Raw genomic sequence first — 21,558 nt, forward strand, 5'->3', positions numbered from 1 at the left:
ATTTCGCTGTGATGGCTACTGGTTGACGAAGCGGTACTTGATGTCCATGGTCGTCGTGACGGGTTGCCCGTTTTCCTGGGCCGGGGTGAACCGGATGCTCCGCGCGGCGCGCATGGCTTCCTCATCAAGACCACTGCCCAGCCCGGAAACCAGCTCGACGTTGCCAATCCGCCCGTCAGCGCGAAACTCAACCCGTACCACCACCACGCCCGTGACGTTCCGCATGGCGGCTTCCCGCGTGTAGCGCGGTTTGTCCTGTGACAACAGCACAACACCCGTACGATTGCCCGCCCCGGCCGATGGCTCCGACGGTTCAGTACGGGACGGCGCAGTACGTGAAGGTTCGGTACGGGAAGGTTGACGCTCCGGTGCCGGTTCCATCCGTGACGCCGCCCGCCGGGGTCGGGTTTGCGGAACGTCGGCCTGTGACCCGTTGGCCGCCTGAACCGGCGGCGGTCCATCCGCAGGCGCAGAAGGCGGCGTCGTGGCCGGTGGCGTCGGCTCCGTCCGTACCGGACGCGCCAGATCACTTTCAATCCGCTGGACGGCCGCCGCCGCCAGCGGCCGCAGGTCGGGGTCGTCACCTGTCGTCAGCGCGCGTAGCGCCGGCAGCGCCGGAGCTGCATAGCCGCCCAGTCGTCCCAGCGCGGTGACGGCCGCCTGGCGGACATCACGGCTCTGGTCAGTCGTCAGGCGTACCAGGGGCGTCACGCCGGAAAGTGCGGATGCTCCAAGTGCACCAAGGGCCAGCGCCGCCGCCCGCCGCAGTTCGGCGTCGCTGCTGCGGGTGGCTTCGATGAGGGCTGCGGCCGGTTCGGCCTGCGACGGTTTCAGCAAACCCAGAACGGCCGCTGCCGTGACGCGGTTGGGTTCATCCACATCCCGAACCATGGCCGTCAGGGTCGGAACGGCGGCCAGTCCCGGCGAACCGATGAAAGCCAGCGTCCACATCGCCTGTTCCGCCACACGCGGGTCCTCGTCCCGCAGCGCCTTGACGAGTTCGGCTGCCGCTGGCGCGGCGGCCGGCCCCAGCTTCCGCAGGGTGAGCGCGGCACGCAGCCGGGTTTCCACATCGGCATCCGAAAGCTGTGCCGCCAGTTGCGGCACCGTCAGCCGGTTGCCCGCCGTGTTCCCCGGCGGGGACTGCCCCTGGACGGATGCGCCGGCCAGCATCAGCCAGCCAGCCAGCGTCAGGGCCATAAAACACAACATGGAACTGGAACCGTGCCGGAACTTCACGACCGACATTGCATCCTGGCCCCCGGTGTCACGAGAAAGCCGCCATGAAGGTCTTGAGTGCCTGTGGGTCATTGGACTTGATGCGTCCGGTGAAAAAATCGCCGGCGCCGGGCTGGTATTCGCCGCGCCACATCTGCAGGAACAGGTCAGATGATGTTTTCAACACCACATCGGCCTGATCCGTCACCTTGCCCCTGGTCACGCGGCAGGCCCTGGCATCCAGCGTCACCGTCCATTTCTCGTCGTCCAGCGAGAAGTAAAACGTCGTCGGTTTGGTGTAGGCCCCGGGGCGGTATTTCTTCTCAAGGTTGCTGAAAATGGCTGCAATCGGCGAGCTGGGTTTGTCCGGCATGACGCCCTCCCTTGACATGCATCACCCGCCAATGCAGGACATCGTGCGGCTCGGCGGGATGAAATCGGGTTCGTTGATGCGGTGCCCGGCTTCTTTTTGGGCAACCGCCGTCAGGATGCGCTCAGCCAGTTCCCGCTGCCCGGCCCCGGCCCGCAACGCATCGCGTAAATCATACTCAACGACCGAAAAAAGGCATGTCCGAAGTTTGCCGTCGGCGGTCAGCCGCAGGCGACTGCACGCGCCACAGAACGGCTCGGTGACAGGGGCAATGATGCCGATTTCACCCGGCGCACCATCGGCGAAACGGTACCGCCGGGCCGTTTCGCTGGGTGACTGTCCGGCGATGGGGATGAGCGGATAGCGCGCCTGAATGCGGTCGCGGACTTCCCGGCCGGGCACGACCAGCGTCGGTTGCCACTCGCCCGGCCCATCGAGCGGCATGTACTCGATGAACCGCAGGCTCACATCCCAGGCGCGGGCAAAGTCGGCAAAGTCTTCAATTTCGCCATCGTTGACGCCACGCATGAGCACGCAGTTGACGCGCACCGGCGTGAGCCGGTAGCGATGCGCCAGCTCGATGGCGCGCAGCACGCGGTCCAGCGCCCTGACGCGCGTCAGGCGGTGAAAGGTTTCTTCGCGCAGCGAATCCAGGCTGATGGTGATGCGTTGCAGTCCGGCTTCGGCCAAGGCGGCCGCATACTGCTCGAACCGGTAGCCGTTGGTCGTCAGCGCCAGGTCTTTCACCCCCGGTAACTGGCGCAGGGCGCGCGTCAGCGCCACAACGTCGTCACGCAGCAGCGCCTCGCCTCCGGTGAGACGGATTTTCTCGATCCCCAATCCGACGAACACCCGCGCCAGCGCCAGAATTTCATCCACGGTGAGCAGTTCTTCAGCGGCTTTCCACGTCACGCCTTCGTCCGGCATGCAGTAGGTGCAGCGAAAGTTGCACCGGTCCGTGATCGAAATGCGCAGGTCGCGGATGACGCGCCCGTGGGCATCGCGGAGCAGTGGGTGCAGGTGGACGGTCCGGGGATGGGCGTAGGTCATAGGGTGGTAATCCGGCGGCAAAGCCCCGTGGCCGGAAGCCTAGCGGTTTCCCGGCCCGCAGGAAATGCCGCCTGCCGTCACCGGCCCATTACCCGTCATCGCGGTAGATGCCGACAAAAAGCCGTCCGTCCGGGTCAATGCTGGCGCGATGCATGCCCGGTGAATTGAAGGGCAGGGCGATGTTGCCCTGCCGGTCAAGGGCAATCGCACCGCCAATGCCGCCCATGGTGACGAGCTTGCGCAGGATGACTTCTTCGGCGGCTTCCTTCAGGGACAAGCCCTTGTAGGCCATCAGGGCGGCAATGTCGTAGGCCACAACCGACCGGATGAAATACTCGCCATGCCCGGTGCAGGAAACGGCGCAGGTCGCATTGTCGGCATAGGTGCCAGCGCCGATGATGGGTGAGTCCCCGACCCGCCCGAAGCGCTTGTTGCTCATCCCGCCGGTTGAAGTTCCGGCCGCGAGGTTGCCCTGGGCATCGAGCGCCACGGCGCCAACTGTCCCGAACTTGGCTGCTGCCGCCGGTTCAGATGGAAACTGCCGGGCGACTTTCTTGCGCCTGGCTTCCTCGGCCTTGATTTTTTCAAGTTCGCGCCGACCTTCTTCCGTCCCGAAGTACTTTGGCGAAACGAGTGTCAGTCCGCGCTCGGCGGCAAAGGCTTCGGCACCGCTCCCGACCATCAGCACGTGCGGGGAATGCTCCATCACGGCCCGCGCCGCACGAATGGGGTTTTTGATGCGTTTGACGCCGGCCACGGCCCCGGCCGCCCGGTTGGCCCCGTTCATAATCGAGGCGTCGAGTTCACACGTGCCGGCGCTGGTGAACACAGCCCCCTTGCCAGCATTGAAGATGCCCGAATCTTCGAGCAGGACGATGGCCGTCACCACGGCATCCAGTGCCGTGCCGCCACGCTTCAGCACCTGGTGGCCGGCCGTGACGGCTTCGGTCAGTTTCAGCCGGTACTGGGCTTCGCGTTCCGGCGTCATGGAACCTTTCTCAATGACGCCAGCTCCGCCGTGAATGGCAAAAGCAATGGGTGGTGATGGGACGCCACGGACCATTGCCGCCGCCGTTGCGGTAAGGGCCGTGGACAAAAACGCACGGCGTGACCAGATGTGGTTCATAGGGCTTGAACAGTTTGCAAGATCGTTGGTCAAGGTTGCGTAGCCTTATATGACTTGGGCCGGTCTCGCAAGCGCATTCCAGCGTCTGCCCGGACTGGCTGTCCCGAACGCAGAAACATTGACCCTTCCGGCATCCATCCCTAATGTATAGCCAGCCGGAGCACTTGCCCTCACACCTGTTCCGGCGCGACGATAAACGTCCCCGCCCGATGCTTATGGCTCACCATTGTCGCTTCGATTTTCCGCCCGAAAAGTGCTTCGATATGGGGTGCGAGCACTTTTACACCCAGGTGCAGGTACGGTTCGAGACCATATCCGAGCTGCTGCTGCACGTCCCTGTCACCGATCCCGTCCTGCACAGCAAGCTGAGTCAGGAACTTGAAAGCTGTCTGCGCCTGCTCCGGGACTTCCACGTGATGTTTCCAGAGTGCAGTGCCTCGGATTGCCTGACGCACGTTCCGAAACGGGCCGAAACCTCTGTGCCGGCGGGTATGTAGTCAGCTCCTGCACGCCACCGGACGCGGGGAAAGACCTCTGGAGTGATGCAAAAAACCATGACGAGCGTAACGATTGTTTACCACAGTGGCTACGGCCACACGGCGGCGCAGGCGGCCGCTGTTCTCGAAGGCGTCCAAAGTGTGCTGGGGGTTTCGGCGCAGCTTATCCGTGTCGAGGACGTTGAAAACCACTGGGAAACCCTGGATAGGTCGGATGCCATTGTGTTTGGTTCGCCAACCTATATGGGGAGCGTGTCGGGGCCATTCAAAACCTTTATGGATGCCACGTCGCGCCGCTGGCTTCAGCAGGCGTGGAAAGACAAAATTGCCGCCGGGTTTACCAACTCCGGCAGCCTGAGTGGTGACAAACTCAATACGCTCGTGCAGTTGGCCATTTTTGCCGCCCAGCACGGCATGCTGTGGGTTGGACAGGCAGAACTGCCAGCCGGACGCGCTGACGACGCCATCAACCGGATTGGAAGCATGCTCGGCGCGGCCGCCCAATCCGATCACGGCAGCACGGGGCCGTCCGAGGGCGACCTGGCCACGGCAAGACGGTTTGGTGCGCGCGTGGCCCAGGCTGCCCAACGCTGGCAACGCGGCGCTACCACCTGAACTGCGGACTGCACTACCTACCTGTCCCTGCCCCCCGGATGTCCCGGCTGAACAAGCCTGTGTCACTGTGAGGAGCATACTTTCGATGACTGAATCCCGACGCACATTCCTGAAGGCAACCGCCCTGACGACCGCTGGCTTTGCCCTGGGAAGCACCTTTGAGGCACTGGCTTCTGCGGTGGACGACGACAAGCTGGCTGCCGCCAGCCGTCTGACCGATGCTGAAGGGCAGTTTGTGCTGCCGCCGCTTCCGTACAAGTACAAGGACCTGGAGCCGGTCATTGATGAAGCGACGGTACGCCTGCACCACGACGTACATCACAAGGCGTATGTTGATGGCGCGAACAAGGCGCTGAAGCAGCTTGCCGCCGCCCGTGCCGAAGGGAACTTCGATCTCGTCAAGCACTGGTCGCGCGAACTGGCCTTTCACGGTTCGGGACACGTCCTGCACACGCTCTACTGGACGAGCCTGACGCCGACCAGGGGCAGCGAACCCAAAGGTGAGCTGAGCCGCGCCATTGACCGGGATTTTGGCGACCTGGCCAAGCTCAAAGCCCATCTGACCAAGGCAACGGTGGCCGTTGAGGCATCGGGCTGGGGCGTGCTGGCCTACAACGTGCTCGACCGGCGGCTGATGGTGTTGCAGGTGGAGAAGCACCAGGACCTGACCGTGTGGGGAGCAGTTCCGCTGCTGGTCATTGATGTCTGGGAGCACGCCTACTATTTGAAGTATCAGAGCCACCGCGCCGAGTATGTTGCCGCTGTGTGGGATGCGCTCGACTGGACGGCTGCCGGTCTTCGCTTCGAGGCGGCCCGGAAGGCCGCCTGAATGTGTGCATCGAACGGCGGCCGTCGTTTCAGCGGCGGGGATAGTCTATCTTGTCGAGTGCGCCGCCAAATGCGAATTGCCGGACGGTTTCTCCCTGGAAAAACCGGTGTGGGAAGCCCAGCTCGATGGCACTGGCTTCAGTCAGCCGCGCCAGGTGTTCTTCGCTGAGGCTGAAATCCAGACAGGCAAGGTTGTCCTTGAGCTGGGGCAGTGTCCGTGCGCCCAGAATCGGAATGATCGGCTGGGGGCGCTGGCGCAACCAGTTCAGGGCTACCTGCGCTGGTGAGCGTCCGATGTCCTCGGCAATCGTCATGACAAGCTGAGCCAGTTCCCGGTCGCGCTCCTTGGTGGTTTTGAGGCGTCCGGGAAGGGGATCACCTTCCTTGAGATTGTTGTACTTGCCGGTCAGTACGCCACCGCCGAGCGGACTCCAGGCCGTGACGCCAATGTTGAAATGCGCGGCCATTGGCAGCAGTTCGCGTTCGGGGGTTCGTTCGCGCAGGGAGTATTCAATCTGAAGGCCGACGAAGGGCGTCCAGCCCCGAAGCTGAGCCAGAGTGTTGGCGGAAGCCACAATCCAGGCGGGTGTGTCGGAGATTCCGGCATAGAGCACCTTGCCCTGGCGTACGAGGTCGTCAAAACCACGCATGACTTCTTCAATGGGCGTGGTGAAGTCCCAGACGTGCAGCCAGAGCAGGTCAATGTAATCCGTCTGGAGACGGCGCAGGCTGGCTTCGACCGCCTGCATCATGTTCTTGCGGTGGTTGCCGGAGGCATTGACTTCACCACAGCCGCTCGTGTCAAGGCTGTACTTGGTCGCAATGACCCACCGTTCGCGTTCGCCCCGGATGAACTCCCCGATGAACGTCTCACTTTCGCCTTTGGTGTAGAAGTTTGCTGTGTCAAGGAAGTTCCCCCCAGCTTCTGCATAGGCTTCAAACATCGCGCGGCTTTCATCCTTCGAGGCACCGGTTCCCCAGGCCTCGCCGAAGGTCATTGCCCCCAGGCAGAGTTCGGAAACCCGCAGTCCGCTGGCGCCAAGCAGTTTGTATCGCATCATGGCTTTTCCTCAGTTCAGAGACATCGGCCGCACCCGACCGTGGACGCCGGGCGTGCCGTCCCTGCTTCATAGACCAAACCGGACGGGCATGGAATGACCTTTCGCTGAAAAACGGCCCGGCCAAAAGGGCGTTACGTTATAGACTCATGACAGAAACCCGATCCGTTACGGCGTTGCCCTCTGCGGCCCCGTCCGGGTGGACTGTATTCAAAGGAGATGCCCTCATGCCTGCTGACTACACGGTTCGTAAGGTTTTGGTTGCCACGGATGGCTCCCCGGCGAGCTTTGCCGCCATTTCCGACCTGGTTCACGCCGGATTGCCGCCGGAGGGTGAAGCCGTTGTCCTTTCCATTGCCGACCGGGTGCCACTGTTTCCACCACGAACCCCAGAGGAAATTCTGTATCTCGAAGACGCCCGTCTGGCTGTGCCGCGCCACTGGGCACGCAGCGCTGCGGACATTCTCCGCCGCCGCTTTCCGCAGTGGGTCGTGCGTGAGGAAACCCGCGCCGGTGCACCGGCCCGCGAGATTCTCAAATTTGCCGATGAGTGGTCGCCGGATTTGATTGTGTTGGGTTCCCACGGGCGCTCGACCCTGGGGCGGCTGTTTTTCGGAAGCGTGTCACGCAAGGTCATGCTGGAGGCACGCGCAGCCGTGCGGATTGGCCGCCGGCTGGAACGTCCTGACAGTGAGCCGCTGCGCATTCTGGTCGGCGTGGATGAAACCCCGGCTTCGGAAGTCGTTGTGGCGGCGCTGGCGGCACGCCATTTTCCACCCCAGACCCAGGTCAAGCTGGTGACGGCAACCGGCGTCTTCGAGTATTTCAGCAGCGACATCCTGGGGAGCAGCGTGGCTGTCGTGCCATCCGACACGATTGATGAACTGCGCCGCACCGCGGCCGAGGCCGCGACGGCAGTACAGGAAAAACTGCTGGCAGCCTATCCCGATTGGAAAGTGACCCTGTCGCGGGAAGTCATCGAAGGCGATCCCAAGAGTGTTTTACTGGACATCGCCGAGAAGTGGCCCGCCGATGCCATCATGCTTGGTACGCGCGATCTTTCCGGGGCAGAGCGGTTTTTCATCGGGAGTGTGTCGTCGGCCATTGTCGCCCACGCGCCCTGTACGGTTGAAGTTATCCGTCGTCGCCGGGACGAAGCAGACAGTTCCACGGCTTCCTGAGCAGAAGTGCTGGATGAAGCTGAAAGGCGTCACTCACTGCCGATACAAGGGGTTGTCAGTTTGCGCAGGTTTCACGCATCATAGGGCAACCCCTATGCCCCAGGTGTGCCTGGCTCTGTTTCCTGGCGGGGTCGCGCCGTCTGGGCTTGTACGGAAGGAGAGTGCGAGCTTGATCATTGCGCAACGGAAAGTCCTCCTGCTCAATGCCTCGTATGAACCGCTCGGTCTGGTTTCGGTGCCACGCGCTTTACGTATGGTCTGGCAGCGGACGGCCGAGGTCCTCGAAAAGGATGGCGACCGGGTTTTGCGAACGGTACGCTTTACGTTCGCCTGTCCCTCGGTGGTGCGGTTACACGAGTATGTCAACGTCCGCAAGCGGCGGCGTTCGGCAGGTGGGTTGCGGGCGAAGATACTCATCCGCGACCGGTATCGGTGCCAATACTGCAACAAGCGAGGCACGGCTGCTGACCTGACGCTGGACCACATTGTGCCCCGGTCGCGGGGTGGGCAGTCGGTCCCGGAAAACCTCTGTGCCTGCTGCCATGATTGCAATCAGCGCAAAGGCGACCGGACTCCAGATGAGGCTCGCATGCCCCTGCTGTCAAATCCGGCGGCTCTGTGGCACGACCTTGATCTGACGGCGCTGCATCATGCTGCGGCGTCCCGTCCGGAGTGGCGTAAGTATCTCTACCTTGACGATGCGGCGGCCGCCTGACAGCGCGCGTCGGACGTATCCGATGCGCGCTGTTTCGTTTTTGCCCATTCATTGGTGAGGGTTCAACGTGTTGGTATGCACCGGCTCCCGTCTGATGTGGCGGGTCAGTCTGATTCTGGTCTGTTTTAGCTTGTGGAGTATCACTGGCAGGTTGTGGAGCAGTCTGCCGACATCGGCTCTGGCACAGTCCGGCGCGGCTACCGCTGGAGCGGAGGCGCCAGCGGTGGAGCGTCCAGCACGCCAGACGGCTGCCATGATGCGCCGCCTGCAGCGTCGGCTGGCGGCTTTCAAAGGCAAGGTCTTCTGCTTCGCCAAAAATCTCGATACCGGTGAAACCTTCGGCTACAACCCGGATGCCAGGGTGCGGACGGCAAGCACCATCAAGGTGCCCATCATGGTGGAAGTCTTCGCCCAGGTGGCCGAAGGCAGGCTGCGTTGGGATGACAAGCTGACCGTCGTCCGGCGGCATGAGTATGAAGACGGCGGCGTGCTGTTTGAGCTGACGCCGGGCACCCAGATCACCGTCCGTGATGCCGTGCGGCTGATGATTGTCGTCAGTGACAACATCGCCACCAACATCCTGCTTGACCGGATCACCACGGATGCGGTCAATGACCGCCTGGCAAAGATGGGTTTCGAGCACATCCGTTCCCTGCGCAAGATCGCCGGTGGCGGTGAAAGCACCTTCCGCGAGAGCAACCTCGAAGAAAACAAAAAGTACGGCATCGGCGTCGCGACCCCGCGCGAGATGGTCCGGCTGCTGGAAGGTCTGGAGCGCGGGACGATTGTCAGCCCGGAGGCGTCACGGGAAATGCTGGCCATTATGAAACGCCAGCAGTATCGGGAGGGCATCGGCCGGCGCCTGCGTGGTGTTGAAGTTGCCAACAAGCCGGGCGCACTGGACCATCTGCGCAGTGACATCGGCATCGTCTATACGAAACACGGACGCATTGCCATGGCCATTACGGTTGAGGACATCCCGGTCGTGGACTATTGCAGCGAAGCCGAAGGCCACCTGCTCATTGCCGACATCGTTGACCTGCTGCTGGAAGGTCTGGCCGCGCCGGCTTCGCCTGCAGAACGGCGCGCCGAGCGCAAACCGCCCTCCCGCTGATGCCTGCTGCTGAGTCAGCCCACAACACGCCGTCTATTCTTGCCCTGAGTCCGAAGGTGGCAGCGTCTGCCAGCCAGGGAAAAAATAGCGTGGCCGGCTTTGCCGTCCTATAATGGAGGCGTTACCAGGTTCAAGACAGCCCATCGGAGGGGACACGGAACACAACGCCTGCACGGCCGGGAATTTCCAGTCCCTAAGCGGAACGGATGTCAACTCAGGAGTTTTTTCGTCAACAATGAAACTTGACTTTACTGTACGGCACTTCACCCTGACACCTGCCATCAAGAAGTTTGCCCGCGAGCAAACCAAGAAAGTTGCCAAACTGCTCGATGACCGGGACCATATCCGCCTGCATCTCACCATGGCCATCGAGAAACACCGTAACCTGGCAGAACTCGTGCTGACCATGGGTGAGCAGGTCCTGACCGGCAAGGCCACGACCGACGACATGTACCAATCCATCACCCAGGCGACGGAAAAGCTGGCCCGCCAGGTCAACAAGCTCAAGGAAAAGGTTGAGACCAAACGGAAGACCCGCGCCAGCGTCAAGGAAGTCACGGCGGCAGCCGAAGCGGCCCGTTCGGAAGCCGAGGGGACGGCGGACGAAGCTGCGCCAGAGGCCACGAAAAAACCACGCATCATTCCGACGCGCCGCTATGCCATCAAACCCATGACGCCGGATGACGCGGCGGCCAGTCTGTCGCCGAAGGACCAGTTTGTTGTTTTCCGCAACATGGTCACGGATCGCGTTGGTGTGCTCTACCGTCGCCCGGATGGCAATTTCGGCCTCATTGAACCGTAAGACCTGCGCCTGAAAGCGTGTCCGGCCGGACGCAAAGCTCCCAGCTCCGTGTTGCACTTGGAAAAGCTGCGCGCAGGAAAAAAGCCCGACGTGGCTGTGCCACGTCGGGCGACATCCGGCCTCTCACCTCCGGCCCATCAACTGTGGCTCTGGTCAGAGGGTGGCGGGCTTGGAATCTGGTTTCCTGAGTCCCGATGATCGCAACAGATCGCGCAGGTACAGCTCGCAGACCGGTTCCTGCCGGAAATGCGAACCCAGAAGCTGGCGCAGCCGCTGGATGGCTTCGTAGCGTCCGATGCCGGTGCTCGCTTCGTAGCGTTCCCAGAAGTCTTCCCACCAGTCTGTTGGCTGCACCTTGGCACCCTCGTACTCCGTGACCCGTCCGGTCTTGCCGCCGGTCACAAGGCTGCCGGCATCTTCGCTCTGGACGTAGATGCGCTCGATGTTGGCCTTGATAGCCGCAATGTCGGCTTCCGTGGCAACGCCGTTCGAGGTCGCTTTGTAAAACTGAACCGTGACGCGCACCGGGAAGCGTTCATCGCGTTCGATGGCGAGGTTGTCAATCTCGGTAAAGGGCCCTTCCAGATCGCCGTGTCCGATGACGGCATTTTCGATGTCGCTGGCGCGCGGGGCGGGCATGCCTGCTGCCTTTGACTCGTAGGCAATGCCCGGAACCATTGGAGGCTTGCTTCGGGGAAGTGTCCGCTGTTTGAGTGGCACCTGGATAAGCAGCACCAGGTTGAGTCCTGAAGTCTGACCCGGCGCGCCCGGCGTCGGCGATGTCCGATCGCCCCCCTTCGCCACAAAGTCACTCTCCCGTTCGCCCGTCAGACTTGCCCGCTGCCCATTGGCATTGAAAAACAACCGCTGCCCCCACACACTGCCGCTGCGAAACGCATCCCGTTCATTGTCAATGATGGTGACGCTCGTCCCTTCCCGTGTGGCCAGAATCGTCAGCACCGCCGGGTCGCCTTTCTTGGACTGGTAGTTGAACAACACGGGGTTGAACGTCGCCTTGCCGCTCTTGGGAATCGGCAGGAAACACGCCTGGGCGCTGACGAGCACCTTGCTGTCGCGCGGAGCCAGCAGGCTGTGCTTTTCGCCGCGCCACGAAGCCGGGTTGGTCAGATACGAACGCGGATGGGCGAGGAAGTCGTACAGCGAGATGCGCCGCAGGGGTTGCCCGTGGTGATTGCCCACAAGCAGGGTGAAGTCGCGCGGGTCGAGGTCGCAGGTGAGGTCCCGGAAGTTGGGGTAGCGGATGACCGGCATGCAGGTGACTTGGAACTGTCTTGTAGTGGGGTCTTCAAAGCCGACCTGGATGGTCATGTCGCTGATGTTGGGGCCGACGGCGGAGTTTTTGTAGCGTCCGGTGTCTTCCCAGGTGAGGTTGACGATGTCGAGGCCGTATTTTTGGGCCAGGGCAATGGCTTGGGGTCTTGCACCATGCCGGCTGTGGCGGCAATGGCGCGCTGGTACTCCGCCGCTTCCTTCGGGGAAAGTTTCGGTGCCGGGGCCGATGTTGCTGGATTTTTGGATGGCTTGCTTTTGGGCATGACATTGTCCTCCAGGCAGGTTGCGTGTGGGGCACATGGCGGCGGATGAATTCCGTCACCGGTTGGTTTGGGCAAAAACGCGCGCGTCAGGTCAGGCCAAACGCCAAGAGATGGACGCCGCTGGAGCTATGGCCTGACCAAAAGAGGCTTACTGCTGGCGTCTCTTACAATGCGTCATAAAACGCAGCACAACGCGCATAACCGTGACACGCGAACATGATACGTGACCGTGTCAATCCCTGAAGAAGTGGAGTTCAGCCTTACTTTGCCTTTTATGCAGCAACGACAGTGGCTCGGCATCATGTGCGTCATCGCGGCTGCGGCGCTTTGGAGCCTTGGCGGTGTCGGCATCAAGTCGGCCCAGGCCGATGCGTTTGCCATCGCCGGTGTGCGGAGTTTCTTTGCCCTCTTCGTGCTGGCCGCGGCGCTGCTCTGGCAGCAGGCATCACACCAAGGCAATCTGCTCCAGACGACGCTCGCGCGGCGCTACGTGTGGTGGGGTGCGGCCAGCTATGCGCTGACCATGATTGCCTTTACCTGGGCCAACAAGCTCACCACGGCGGCCAATGCCATTTTGCTGCAATACACCGCGCCCATTTTTGTTGCCGTACTGGCGCGGCCGCTGCTCGGTGAACCCATCCATCGCCGCGACCGCTGGTCCATCGGCGGCTGTTTCTTTGGCATGGCGTGGTTTTTTCTGGACCGGCTCAGTCCGTCCGGGATGTTCGGCAACCTGCTGGCCATTGTCTCCGGGATCGGCTTTGCCGGGATTGCCATCTGCCTGCGGGCTGATGCCCGCACCCAGCCGCCGACCGGCGGCACGCCGCCCTCAAGTCTCGTCCTGATTGCCCTGGGCAATGCCCTGACGGCCCTGTGCTGCGCTCCGGCTATTGTGGCTTCGCTTCCGTTGCCAGTCACCACCCTCTGGCTGCTCGCCGGTTTGGGAATACTTCAGATTGGCGTGGCTTACGTCCTGTTCGCCATCGGGGTCAATCGCGTCTCGGCGCTGGAAAGCACCCTGCTGGCGATGCTGGAGCCAATCCTGAATCCTATCTGGGTCGCCTTGGCCACCGGTGAACGGCCGTCCGCCATGGCGCTCATTGGCGGGGCCATCGTGGTCGGTGTCATTATCTGGCGTCAGCTTGGAAAAACCGCAAACACTTGAGGGCACAAAAACGCCCGACGTGGCCACCACGTCGGGCAATGGCCGGTTTGGCCTTAGCTGGCTGGCTTGCGGTTTGGGTGCTTCCTGCCTGCTGAGCGCAGCAGATCGCGCAGGTACAGCTCGCAGACCGGTTGCTGCCGGAAGTTCGTTCCCAACAGCTCGCGCAGCCGCCGGATGGCTTCGTAGCGTGAAATGCCGGTGCTCGCTTCGTAGCATTCCCAGAAGTCTTCCCACCAGTCCGTCGGCTGTACCTTGACGCCCTCATATTCCGTCACCCGCCCGGTTTCGCCACCGGTGACGAGGCTGCCCACATCGGTGCTCTGGGCGTAGATGCGCTCGATATTTGCCTTGATAGCCGCAATGTCGGCTTCCGTGGCGACGCCGTTCGAGGTCGCCTTGTAAAACTGAACCGTGACGCGCACCGGAAAGCGTTCATCGCGTTCGATGGCGAGGTTGTCAATCTCGGTAAAGGGCCCTTCCAGATCGCCGTGTCCGATGACGGCATTTTCGATGTCGCTGGCGCGCGGGGCGGGCATGCCTGCTGCCTTTGACTCGTAGGCAATGCCCGGAACCATTGGAGGCTTGCTTCGGGGAAGTGTCCGCTGTTTGAGTGGCACCTGGATAAGCAGCACCAGGTTGAGTCCTGAAGTCTGACCCGGCGCGCCCGGCGTCGGCGATGTCCGATCGCCCCCCTTCGCCACAAAGTCACTCTCCCGTTCGCCCGTCAGACTTGCCCGCTGCCCGTTGGCATTGAAAAACAACCGCTGCCCCCACACACTGCCGCTGCGAAACGCATCCCGTTCATTATCAATCACCGTGACGCTCGTCCCCTCCCGCGTCGCCAGAATCGTCAGCACCGCCGGGTCGCCTTTCCGGGACTGGTAGTTGAACAGCACAGGGTTGAACGTCGCCTTGCCGCTTTTGGGAATCGGCAGAAAACACGCCTGGGCGCTGACGAGCACCTTGCTGTCGCGCGGAGCCAGCAGGCTGTGCTTTTCGCCACGCCACGAAGCCGGGTTGGTCAGATACGAACGCGGATGGGCAAGAAAGTCATACAGCGAGATGCGCCGCAGGGGTTGCCCGTGGTGATTGCCCACAAGCAGGGTGAAGTCGCGCGGGTCGAGGTCACAGGTGAGGTCCCGGAAGTTGGGGTAGCGGATGACCGGCATGCAGGTGACTTGGAACTGTCTTGTAGTGGGGTCTTCAAAGCCGACCTGGATGGTCATGTCGCTGATGTTGGGGCCGACGGCGGAGTTTTTGTAGCGTCCGGTGTCTTCCCAGGTGAGGTTGACGATGTCGAGGCCGTATTTTTGGGCCAGGGCAATGGCTTGGGCGTCTTGCACCATGCCGGCTGTGGCGGCAATGGCGCGCTGGTACTCCGCCGCTTCCTTCGGGGAAAGTTTCCGTCCCGGATCGGAAGCCGGTCGTGGAGTGGGCTGGGGTTCGGGTGGCAGGTCGTCAGCTTCAGGGGGCTGGGGGGTGGTGATGGGCACAGGAGTTGGTGAGGTGCGTTCCAGGTATCCGGCCACGGCTTCCTTCGGGGAAAGTTTCCGTCCCGGATCGGAAGCCGGTCGTGGAGTGGGCTGGGGTTCGGGTGGCAGGTCGTCAGCTTCAGGGGGCTGGGGGGTGGTGATGGGCACAGGAGTTGGTGAGGTGCGTTCCAGGTATCCGGCCACGGCTGCCGTGCCGATGGTAAGTCCGGCCAGGACAAGTGAAAACAGGCGCGTCATATTGGCTGACCTCCACGAAGTTGGGTGATATGCGGCGCTGTGGACGTATCACACGCCCAAAGGTTCCCAACCCAACGTCCTTGGTGTCAGCTTCCTGTGAGTAGACGGCTGCCCGGCCATTCTGCTATCAAGAATGTGCGCAAAAGTGCGCACGGTTCTCTTCCTGCCCCGACGTGTCCTGTTGACCACCGTCGTATCTGACAGGCGTGACTTTCCCGACTACGGCGGGGACGGTCCCCGCCGCAGCGCCGCCATTGCTGGACGGACTCGCCACGGGTAGGGCAGTTTCGGTTGCCAGCCGTTTCAGGTTCAGCGCCGCATTGAGGTCACGGTCATGGTGCGCACCACATTGAGCACACACCCATGTTCGCTCTCTCAATGTCAGCGCCTCGTTCTTCCAGCCACAGATGGAGCACAGTCGGCTACTTGGATACCAGCGATCAGCGATGGTAAGACGAGTACCGTAGCGCCGGGCCTTGTATTCCAACTGCGAGCGCAACATCCCAAAACCCACGTCAGAGATGGCGCGGGCGAGTTTCTCGTTCTGCAGCATCCCTTTGACGTTTAAATCCTCGATCACCAACGCTTGGTTTTCGCGGCAGAGTCGAGTCGTGAGCTTGTGGGTGAAATCCGCTCGGATATTGGCAATGCGGGCATAGAGCCTTGCCAATATCGCAGCGGACTTCTGCCGGTTGTTCGATACCGGCAGGCGCGTTCCTTCAGGCAGGCGGGCATGGCGTTCAAATCCGGCTGCCTTCCTGGCGGCTTCCAGCTTGCGGCTGAGACGTCGGCTACGGTTTTCCAGACGGCGCAGCGCTGCTTTGAGTGGCTTTGGCGCCTCGATGACTTCACCGCTGGAGATCGTTGCGGCAGCCTTGATGCCCAAGTCGATGCCGTTGACCTCGTGCGACGTGCGACGCCGATAGAATTGCGCATCAGGCACCTCGACCTGTATGGCCACAAACCAACGATCCGCGGTGCGGGAAACCGTTGCGCCCAAAATCCTGCCCGCGAAGCGCAGCTCCTCGGTCATGGCGACTTCACCGATCCTGGGCAGACGGATCGTCTTGCCTTCCAGGGTGAACTTGTCGTTGGCAACATAAAAGCTGTCGCGGCAACGGCCCTTTTTCTTGAGCCGTGGCTCGTGCGCTTCTTTGCCCTCCTTGAGGTCGGCGAAGAACCGTTCCCATGCTTTGGCGAGATTCCTGAACGGCTGGGCGTGGGCATCCCGGTGAATGTCTTGCAACCAAGGCCGACCGTTCTCATCGAGCCACTGCGGGTCGGTGTACTTGATGGCGTTGAACTGTTTTTTGAGCGCCAGGGCGTTTGGCCTGCCGCCTGCTGCGTATTGCCTGTTCCACTCATTGAGCGCCCAGTTCCAAACACGCCGCGCCGTGCCGCAGGCGCGCTTGAAGTAGTCCACTTGCTCAGGAGTCGGACAAAGAGCGATCTTGTGGGTTGGTTGCATTGTTGGGCCTTTTTGACGTCATTCGCATCCTGTTTCAGCGCTTCATCCAACTTCTTTCGATAGTTCCTCAAACCGTATAGCCGGGACGAAAAACAGTGCACGATGGTCATCAAGTCTTGCACCATTTCCTGTTCGGGAGACAGCCGTTCCTGGTTGAGGACCAGCACTTCGCAGCCATGGGTTTGGGCGTAATGTTCGAACCACTCAAAGCCGAAACGGGTGAGGCGGTCCCGGTGAGCGAGGATCAGCATCCTGACTTCCCGTCGCCCGATCTCGTCCATAAGGGCCAGAAACCGCTTGCGCCTGAAGTTCAGCCCGCCGCCCACTTCCTCGATAAACCCGACCCCCGCCAATCCCTTCGCCACCACGAACTCCTCCAGCACTTTGCGCTGATCCGCCAGGTCCGGCTTCTGCACCGCACTCGATACCCGACAGTAGGCGACAAGCTTTGTTGGCGCGTGGTTGGCCTGCCGCAAACCGATGAACTCACGGATCTGCGTCTCAGTGTAGAGGCGGCGGTTGCTGTCCGTTCGGGCCACCGGAATCAGCCTTCCTTCGCGTTCCCAACGCTGCAACGTCCCCAACGCTGCAACGTCTTGACCGGGACACCAAGGAGTTTTGCCGCCTTGCCTGTGCTTATAGTGCTTTCCATGAGCATTATTATACACTACCGCGTACTATACGGCAAGCTAGAGTCCGGCTCCGCCGGACAGGTTTCGCTGGGCTTGAAGTACGTGACGGTTCCATCCCGCCGGCCACGAATAACAACATCGGGCAGGGCGTTGACGAGGGTACGATACTGCTGTTCACGTTCGCGGAGTGCCGCTTCATGACGCGCCGCGCGCAATAAATAGTACAAGCGGCGTTCAAGCAGCCTGAGATTGACCGGCTTGGGAATGAAGTCAGTAACTCCAGCTTCAAAGGCTTCAACAATGACCGGCTCGATGTCGTAGGCCGTCAACAACAGAATGGGCAGGGGTTGGCCCTCCGCGAGTTGGCGAATCTGCCGACACACATCCAGTCCCGAGCCATCGGGCAGCATGGCGTCGAGCAGCAGGGCATCCGGCAGCCCAGGCTGTATGCACGTCAGCGCCTCGCTAACATTCGACGCGCTGATGACTTGGTAGCCCTGCTGCTCCAGAAAGAACCGGAGCAGCCGCTGCTGCACAGCATCATCCTCAACAACCAGAATCGTCATGGGTGAATCGGAGCGCATATTGGACAGAATGTTTCGCTGTGGAGTGTAGCACGCAGCGGTGGATTGGTTTTTCACGTCCGAATGGCATTTCTGATGTGGAGGCTGGCGTTATGTTTCAGCGTCTGAGTTGGTGGTTGGCTGTACTGTCCGTCTGGCTGGTTTGTCTGGGCGGGTGTGGCACATGGGCGGCCCCGCCTGGTGGAATTGCGTCCCGTTCCGCCGTGGACACGCCTGCGGCCACAGAAACCTTTGAGCAAGTGCGCACCAAGGGCTTCAATGCGCTCTACAACCTCGACTACCGTGGGGCGTGGGCGGCTTTTGAACAACTCACCCGGATTGACCCGACGCATCCAGCCGGCTACCTCTACCTGGCCAACTGTATGTGGGCTGAAAAGCTCTACCGTACGCGCCGCCTGCAGGCGACAACCTACGCTGGCGAGACCTTTTTTGCCGACACGAAAGACGCTTTCGACAAGGACTTTGACCGCCGCCTCCGCGAGGCTGTGGACCGTGCCTTGCACGTGGCGGATGCCCGTCTCCGGGAGAATCCGCGCGATACGGTGGCGCTCTACTACAAAGGCATGGCGCACGGTCTGCTGGCCGCTTACGAGGCCACCATTACACGGGCCTTTCTGGCGGCCCTGAGCCAGAGCAACAAGGCCGTTGCCCTGCACCGCGAGGTGCTCAAGCTCGATCCCGACTACGCCGACGCCAACCTCTCGATTGGCTTGTACAACTACGTGGTTGGCTCACTGCCGCTGCCGGTCAAGGTCATTGCGGCACTGGGCGGTGTGCGTGGTTCCAAAAAGCGGGGGCTGGCATTGGTGGCCAAAGCCGCCGACGAGGGACGGACCGCACAGGACGCGGCGCGGCTGCTGTTGATTGCACTCTACAAGCGCGAGAAACGATATGCGGATGCGATGTCTTACCTCGAAACGTTCACCCGTCAGTATCCGTCCAACTATGTTGCCCGTCTGGAGCTGGCCGACACGTTGGTGCGCCTGGGGCGTCTGGAGGAAGGCATGGCGCGCTTCGAGGAACTGACGAAAGAGGATGCGGCCAGCCCTTACCGTGATGCCATCCACTACCAGTTTGCCGATGTGTTGTTTTCGGTCGGCCGGGTGGCCGAAGCCGTGCCGCATTTTCGCAGGGTGCTGACACTTCCCAACGCCAATGCCGACCTGGCGACGCTGGCGCAGTTGCGACTGGGTGAAGCGCATGACGCGCTGGGGCAACGGGCCGCGGCCGTGCAGGCGTACCGGGCTGTTCTCAAGCGGCCGAATGTCTTTGATGTCCACGCCCGGGCGCAGGCACACCTGAAAAAGCCCTATGTGGCCACAACGGCGGCTGTGTCGCCGGTTTCCCCGGATGAGGCAGAAGAAAGCCAGCCATGACCCACAAAAAGCCCTTTCTGCCGGAAAAGATGTGTCCCGTGTGCGGTCGGCCTTTTCGTTGGCGCAAAAAATGGCGCAACACCTGGGAGCAGGTCATCTATTGCTCGCACGCCTGCGCCGGACGCAAACGCCCGGAAGGATTATCTTCCGGCGCGGGCGCGAGAAAAGGGCAAAGAGGTGAAACGTAAGCCTGACTATGCCTTGGCTGCGGAGCTGCGGAGCAAGGATTGGAACAACCATCACTCTATTTGAAAGGCATTTTGGTAGCTCTGGAACGCAGCGGAAGATGTATTGCGGAAGATTCATTCGGTTGGAGCAAGCCGGTGCTGTTGCCGGATGTAGGTCAGCAGGTTGCGTGCGGCTATTTCCAAGGCGCGGTACACCAGCTCGAACCCTTCTTCACCACCGGCATAGGGATCGGGGACTTCAGCAATCCCGATGGCCGGTGCAAACTCCATCATCAGGAAGATTTTGTGTTCACAGCCGCGCGGACACAGGGAGCGCAGGTAGGCATGGTTGGTGCGATCCATAGCCACGAGGTAGTCAAACTGGTGAAAATCATCCCGCCAGACTTCCCGCGACCGCAGACCGCTGATGTCAATGCCGCGCTTGAGTACCGTCCGCTGGGCGCGTGGGTCGGGCGGTTCGCCAACCCGCATCGGCGAAACGGCGGCGGAGTCCGTTTCAATCTGGTCAGAGAGTTTGGCTTCGGCCACAAGGTGGCGAAAAATCCCTTCGGCCATCGGGGAGCGACAGATATTGGCTGTGCAGACAAACAAAACGCGAATGGTCATCGTGGTTTCCAAAAAGGTATAGGGAATATCGGAACTTGATATGGAGAGCATCGCAATTGCAAGTGGGGGGACAGTCCATCGGTTGTTGGCTGCGACGCGCCGGTTGCCCGTGCTGTTGCCTTTTCTGCTGTCCCTGCTGGCCGGGAGCGCTGCTTTACCGCCACAGACCACACCTGCACCGGAAGCCGGCGAGCGGCTGCGGGCCGCTGCGCTGCAAGCTGGCGTGCCTTTTCCGCTCAAGGCGGTCTCCCTGCGGGTGTACAAGTCATTGCGGCGGCTTGAACTATGGTCCGGCCAAACCTGTGTCAAGGCTTATACTGTCGCTCTCGGTGCAGAACCAGAGCTGGACAAGGTCCGCGAAGGTGACCACCGCACGCCGGTCGGTACGTTTTATGTCTGCACCCGCAATGATCGCAGCCGGTTTCACCTGTTTCTGGGGTTGAGCTATCCGAATGAGGAAGACGCTGAACGGGGGCTGCGGGATGGCCTCATCAACCGTCGCCAGTACCGTGCCATCCGGCAGGCACAGCAGCAGCAGGTGCGTCCGCCGTGGAACACACCCCTGGGCGGGGAAGTCGGCATTCACGGAGGCGGGACGGGCAGTGACTGGACGTGGGGCTGCGTGGCGTTGAGCAACGACGACATCGAGGAACTGTGGCTGGCCTGCCCGCTCAAAACGCCGGTGACGATCCATCCCTGAGCCATCGTCCGGGTTGACTTTCTGCTCTGTGTCGCCAAGCTTAGCGGCAGCATTGACCGGCAACGCCCAGACTCCATTTGCACGACCCATCGGGAGTTCGTATGTCTTTTGGTTTCCTTCGTCCGCTGGCGCCGGTGTGGCGTCACGGCTGGCGTCAGACCTGTCGGCGCTGGCCCGTGCTGATCGGTTTGTGGTATGTCCTGCTGCTGACCACCGCCTGTCAGAAGCAGGAAGCGATTGTCACTGTGCTGACGGAGACGGAAGCCAACGAAATCATTGCGGTACTCCAGGACCGGGGCATCGAGGCCAAAAAGGAAGCGGCCGGCGGCGAAGACCAGAAGGGCTGGCGCATTCTGGTTGTCGAGGACGCCTTTGCCTCCGGGAAAGCGGCGCTGGCTATTCGCATCCTGCAGGAACTGGGGCTGCCGCGCCCGACCGGGACAGGGCTTGGTGAGGATACCGGCGGGGGGACGTTTGGCGGGTTGTCGCCGACGGCCGAGGAAGCCAGGAAAATCAAACAGATCAAGACGGAAATTGAGCGCCAGTTGCGCCAGTTGCCCGATGTGGCGCGGGTGAGCGTCAACATCGTACTGCCGGAAAAAGACATCGCCAGCTTGCAGCCCACTCCCGCCAAGGCCTCGGTGCTGCTGGTGACAACCGCGGCCGAAACCCGTTTCAAGGAAGAGGATGTCCGGCGCCTGGTGACGGGCGGTGTCCCCAACTTGGATGCCAACAATGTCGTCGTCACGATTTTCCACGAGCCGCCACGCCAGCTTCAGACACAACTGGCCGACATCGAGAAGCGCGCCAAGGTCAACAAACTCATTGCCTTTGTCAGTATTTCCGTTGCATTGATTGCTTTGGGCCTGGGTGGGCTGCTGTTTTATGTCAAACGGCGTCAGGCAACGCCGGCCGCGGCGGAAGCCCCGGCCGCAGCCGAGGGCAGCGAGCGCAAGCAGCTTCAGGCCTGAAACTTCAG

The 21,558-nt window shown here is 61.6% G+C and carries 22 protein-coding genes and 1 pseudogene; 12 read left to right on the forward strand and 11 right to left on the reverse strand.

From position 1 onward, the window contains the following. Window positions 1-15: 15 nt before the first annotated feature. The 4 genes from J8C01_RS12665 to J8C01_RS12680 form a co-directional block, all read right to left on the reverse strand. Window positions 16-1,212 carry a TonB family protein gene (locus tag J8C01_RS12665; protein WP_211433194.1) on the reverse strand — a complete coding sequence of 399 codons (1,197 nt, stop codon included), beginning with the start codon at window positions 1,210-1,212 and terminating at the stop codon, window positions 16-18. 55 nt (window positions 1,213-1,267) lie between these two features. Continuing rightward, window positions 1,268-1,591, reverse strand: a complete 324-nt coding sequence (locus J8C01_RS12670; RefSeq protein WP_211423892.1) for an SCP2 sterol-binding domain-containing protein — start codon at window positions 1,589-1,591, stop codon at window positions 1,268-1,270. Window positions 1,592-1,612: 21 nt separating this feature from the next. After that, a complete protein-coding gene (gene moaA, locus J8C01_RS12675) occupies window positions 1,613-2,638 on the reverse strand; it encodes a GTP 3',8-cyclase MoaA (RefSeq protein WP_211433195.1) in 1,026 nt (341 codons plus the stop codon). 88 nt (window positions 2,639-2,726) lie between these two features. Then, the gene (locus J8C01_RS12680; RefSeq protein WP_211433196.1) at window positions 2,727-3,764 is read right to left on the reverse strand and encodes an isoaspartyl peptidase/L-asparaginase family protein; all 1,038 of its coding nucleotides are present in this window, start codon (window positions 3,762-3,764) and stop codon (window positions 2,727-2,729) included. A gap of 215 nt (window positions 3,765-3,979) precedes the next feature. On the opposite strand from J8C01_RS12680, the gene J8C01_RS12685 reads away from it, so the two are divergent. The 3 genes from J8C01_RS12685 (at window position 3,980) to J8C01_RS12695 (ending at window position 5,705) form a co-directional block, all read left to right on the forward strand. Beyond that, on the forward strand, window positions 3,980-4,261 hold the full coding sequence (locus J8C01_RS12685) for a hypothetical protein (protein ID WP_211433197.1): 282 nt from the start codon (window positions 3,980-3,982) through the stop codon (window positions 4,259-4,261). 57 nt (window positions 4,262-4,318) lie between these two features. Continuing rightward, window positions 4,319-4,876 carry a flavodoxin family protein gene (locus tag J8C01_RS12690; protein WP_211433198.1) on the forward strand — a complete coding sequence of 186 codons (558 nt, stop codon included), beginning with the start codon at window positions 4,319-4,321 and terminating at the stop codon, window positions 4,874-4,876. 85 nt (window positions 4,877-4,961) lie between these two features. Further along, on the forward strand, window positions 4,962-5,705 hold the full coding sequence (locus J8C01_RS12695; protein WP_211433199.1) for a superoxide dismutase: 744 nt from the start codon (window positions 4,962-4,964) through the stop codon (window positions 5,703-5,705). A 28-nt stretch (window positions 5,706-5,733) separates the two neighbouring features. Here J8C01_RS12695 and J8C01_RS12700 read toward each other — a convergent pair whose 3' ends face one another. Then, complete coding sequence (locus J8C01_RS12700) at window positions 5,734-6,762, reverse strand: aldo/keto reductase (RefSeq protein WP_211433286.1); 1,029 nt, start codon at window positions 6,760-6,762, stop codon at window positions 5,734-5,736. A 227-nt stretch (window positions 6,763-6,989) separates the two neighbouring features. On the opposite strand from J8C01_RS12700, the gene J8C01_RS12705 reads away from it, so the two are divergent. From J8C01_RS12705 to hpf, 4 genes are all read left to right on the forward strand, one after another. Then, window positions 6,990-7,943, forward strand: a complete 954-nt coding sequence (locus J8C01_RS12705; protein ID WP_014101172.1) for a universal stress protein — start codon at window positions 6,990-6,992, stop codon at window positions 7,941-7,943. A 169-nt stretch (window positions 7,944-8,112) separates the two neighbouring features. Then, window positions 8,113-8,658: an HNH endonuclease gene (locus J8C01_RS12710; RefSeq protein ID WP_041569991.1), complete on the forward strand. Its 546-nt coding sequence runs from the start codon at window positions 8,113-8,115 to the stop codon at window positions 8,656-8,658. Window positions 8,659-8,881: 223 nt separating this feature from the next. Further along, window positions 8,882-9,772 (forward strand): serine hydrolase, encoded by an 891-nt coding sequence (locus J8C01_RS12715; protein WP_211433200.1) that lies wholly within the window; start codon window positions 8,882-8,884, stop codon window positions 9,770-9,772. A gap of 235 nt (window positions 9,773-10,007) precedes the next feature. Next, a complete protein-coding gene (hpf, locus tag J8C01_RS12720) occupies window positions 10,008-10,574 on the forward strand; it encodes a ribosome hibernation-promoting factor, HPF/YfiA family (RefSeq protein WP_014101169.1) in 567 nt (188 codons plus the stop codon). Between the two features lie 153 nt (window positions 10,575-10,727). Here the strand turns inward: hpf and J8C01_RS12725 are convergent, their stop codons facing one another. Then, window positions 10,728-12,167 carry a hypothetical protein gene (locus tag J8C01_RS12725; protein ID WP_249355527.1) on the reverse strand — a complete coding sequence of 480 codons (1,440 nt, stop codon included), beginning with the start codon at window positions 12,165-12,167 and terminating at the stop codon, window positions 10,728-10,730. A 192-nt stretch (window positions 12,168-12,359) separates the two neighbouring features. Between J8C01_RS12725 and J8C01_RS12730 the strand changes: the two genes are divergently transcribed. Further along, a complete protein-coding gene (locus J8C01_RS12730) occupies window positions 12,360-13,295 on the forward strand; it encodes a DMT family transporter (protein ID WP_211433201.1) in 936 nt (311 codons plus the stop codon). Between the two features lie 53 nt (window positions 13,296-13,348). Here J8C01_RS12730 and J8C01_RS12735 read toward each other — a convergent pair whose 3' ends face one another. From J8C01_RS12735 to J8C01_RS12750, 4 genes and pseudogenes are all read right to left on the reverse strand, one after another. Beyond that, window positions 13,349-15,025 (reverse strand): hypothetical protein, encoded by a 1,677-nt coding sequence (locus tag J8C01_RS12735; RefSeq protein ID WP_211433202.1) that lies wholly within the window; start codon window positions 15,023-15,025, stop codon window positions 13,349-13,351. Between the two features lie 127 nt (window positions 15,026-15,152). Beyond that, complete coding sequence (locus tag J8C01_RS12740) at window positions 15,153-16,493, reverse strand: RNA-guided endonuclease InsQ/TnpB family protein (protein ID WP_211433203.1); 1,341 nt, start codon at window positions 16,491-16,493, stop codon at window positions 15,153-15,155. Window positions 16,494-16,510: 17 nt separating this feature from the next. Next, window positions 16,511-17,145, reverse strand: a pseudogene (locus J8C01_RS12745) (IS607 family transposase); the annotation flags it as partial. Window positions 17,146-17,160: 15 nt separating this feature from the next. Continuing rightward, window positions 17,161-17,691 carry a response regulator gene (locus J8C01_RS12750; protein WP_211433204.1) on the reverse strand — a complete coding sequence of 177 codons (531 nt, stop codon included), beginning with the start codon at window positions 17,689-17,691 and terminating at the stop codon, window positions 17,161-17,163. Between the two features lie 110 nt (window positions 17,692-17,801). Here J8C01_RS12750 and J8C01_RS12755 point away from each other — a divergent pair, with 110 nt between their 5' ends. Continuing rightward, entirely contained in the window at window positions 17,802-19,085 is a 1,284-nt protein-coding gene (locus tag J8C01_RS12755) for a tetratricopeptide repeat protein (protein ID WP_211433205.1), read from the forward strand. Beyond that, window positions 19,082-19,273, forward strand: coding sequence for a DUF2256 domain-containing protein (locus J8C01_RS12760; protein ID WP_211433206.1), 192 nt, complete (start codon window positions 19,082-19,084; stop codon window positions 19,271-19,273). The genes J8C01_RS12755 and J8C01_RS12760 overlap by 4 nt, the downstream gene beginning before the upstream one ends. 114 nt (window positions 19,274-19,387) lie before the next feature. On the opposite strand, the gene J8C01_RS12765 is transcribed toward J8C01_RS12760, so the two are convergent. After that, entirely contained in the window at window positions 19,388-19,879 is a 492-nt protein-coding gene (locus J8C01_RS12765; protein WP_249355528.1) for a low molecular weight protein-tyrosine-phosphatase, read from the reverse strand. A gap of 40 nt (window positions 19,880-19,919) precedes the next feature. On the opposite strand from J8C01_RS12765, the gene J8C01_RS12770 reads away from it, so the two are divergent. Further along, the gene (locus J8C01_RS12770) at window positions 19,920-20,579 is read left to right on the forward strand and encodes a L,D-transpeptidase family protein (RefSeq protein ID WP_211433208.1); all 660 of its coding nucleotides are present in this window, start codon (window positions 19,920-19,922) and stop codon (window positions 20,577-20,579) included. 101 nt (window positions 20,580-20,680) lie between these two features. Beyond that, on the forward strand, window positions 20,681-21,550 hold the full coding sequence (locus J8C01_RS12775; RefSeq protein WP_211433209.1) for a hypothetical protein: 870 nt from the start codon (window positions 20,681-20,683) through the stop codon (window positions 21,548-21,550). Window positions 21,551-21,558: the final 8 nt, after the last annotated feature.

It is taken from the genome of Chloracidobacterium sp. D, assembly GCF_018304685.1.
In the GTDB taxonomy this organism is placed as follows: Bacteria; Acidobacteriota; Blastocatellia; order Chloracidobacteriales; family Chloracidobacteriaceae; genus Chloracidobacterium; species Chloracidobacterium thermophilum.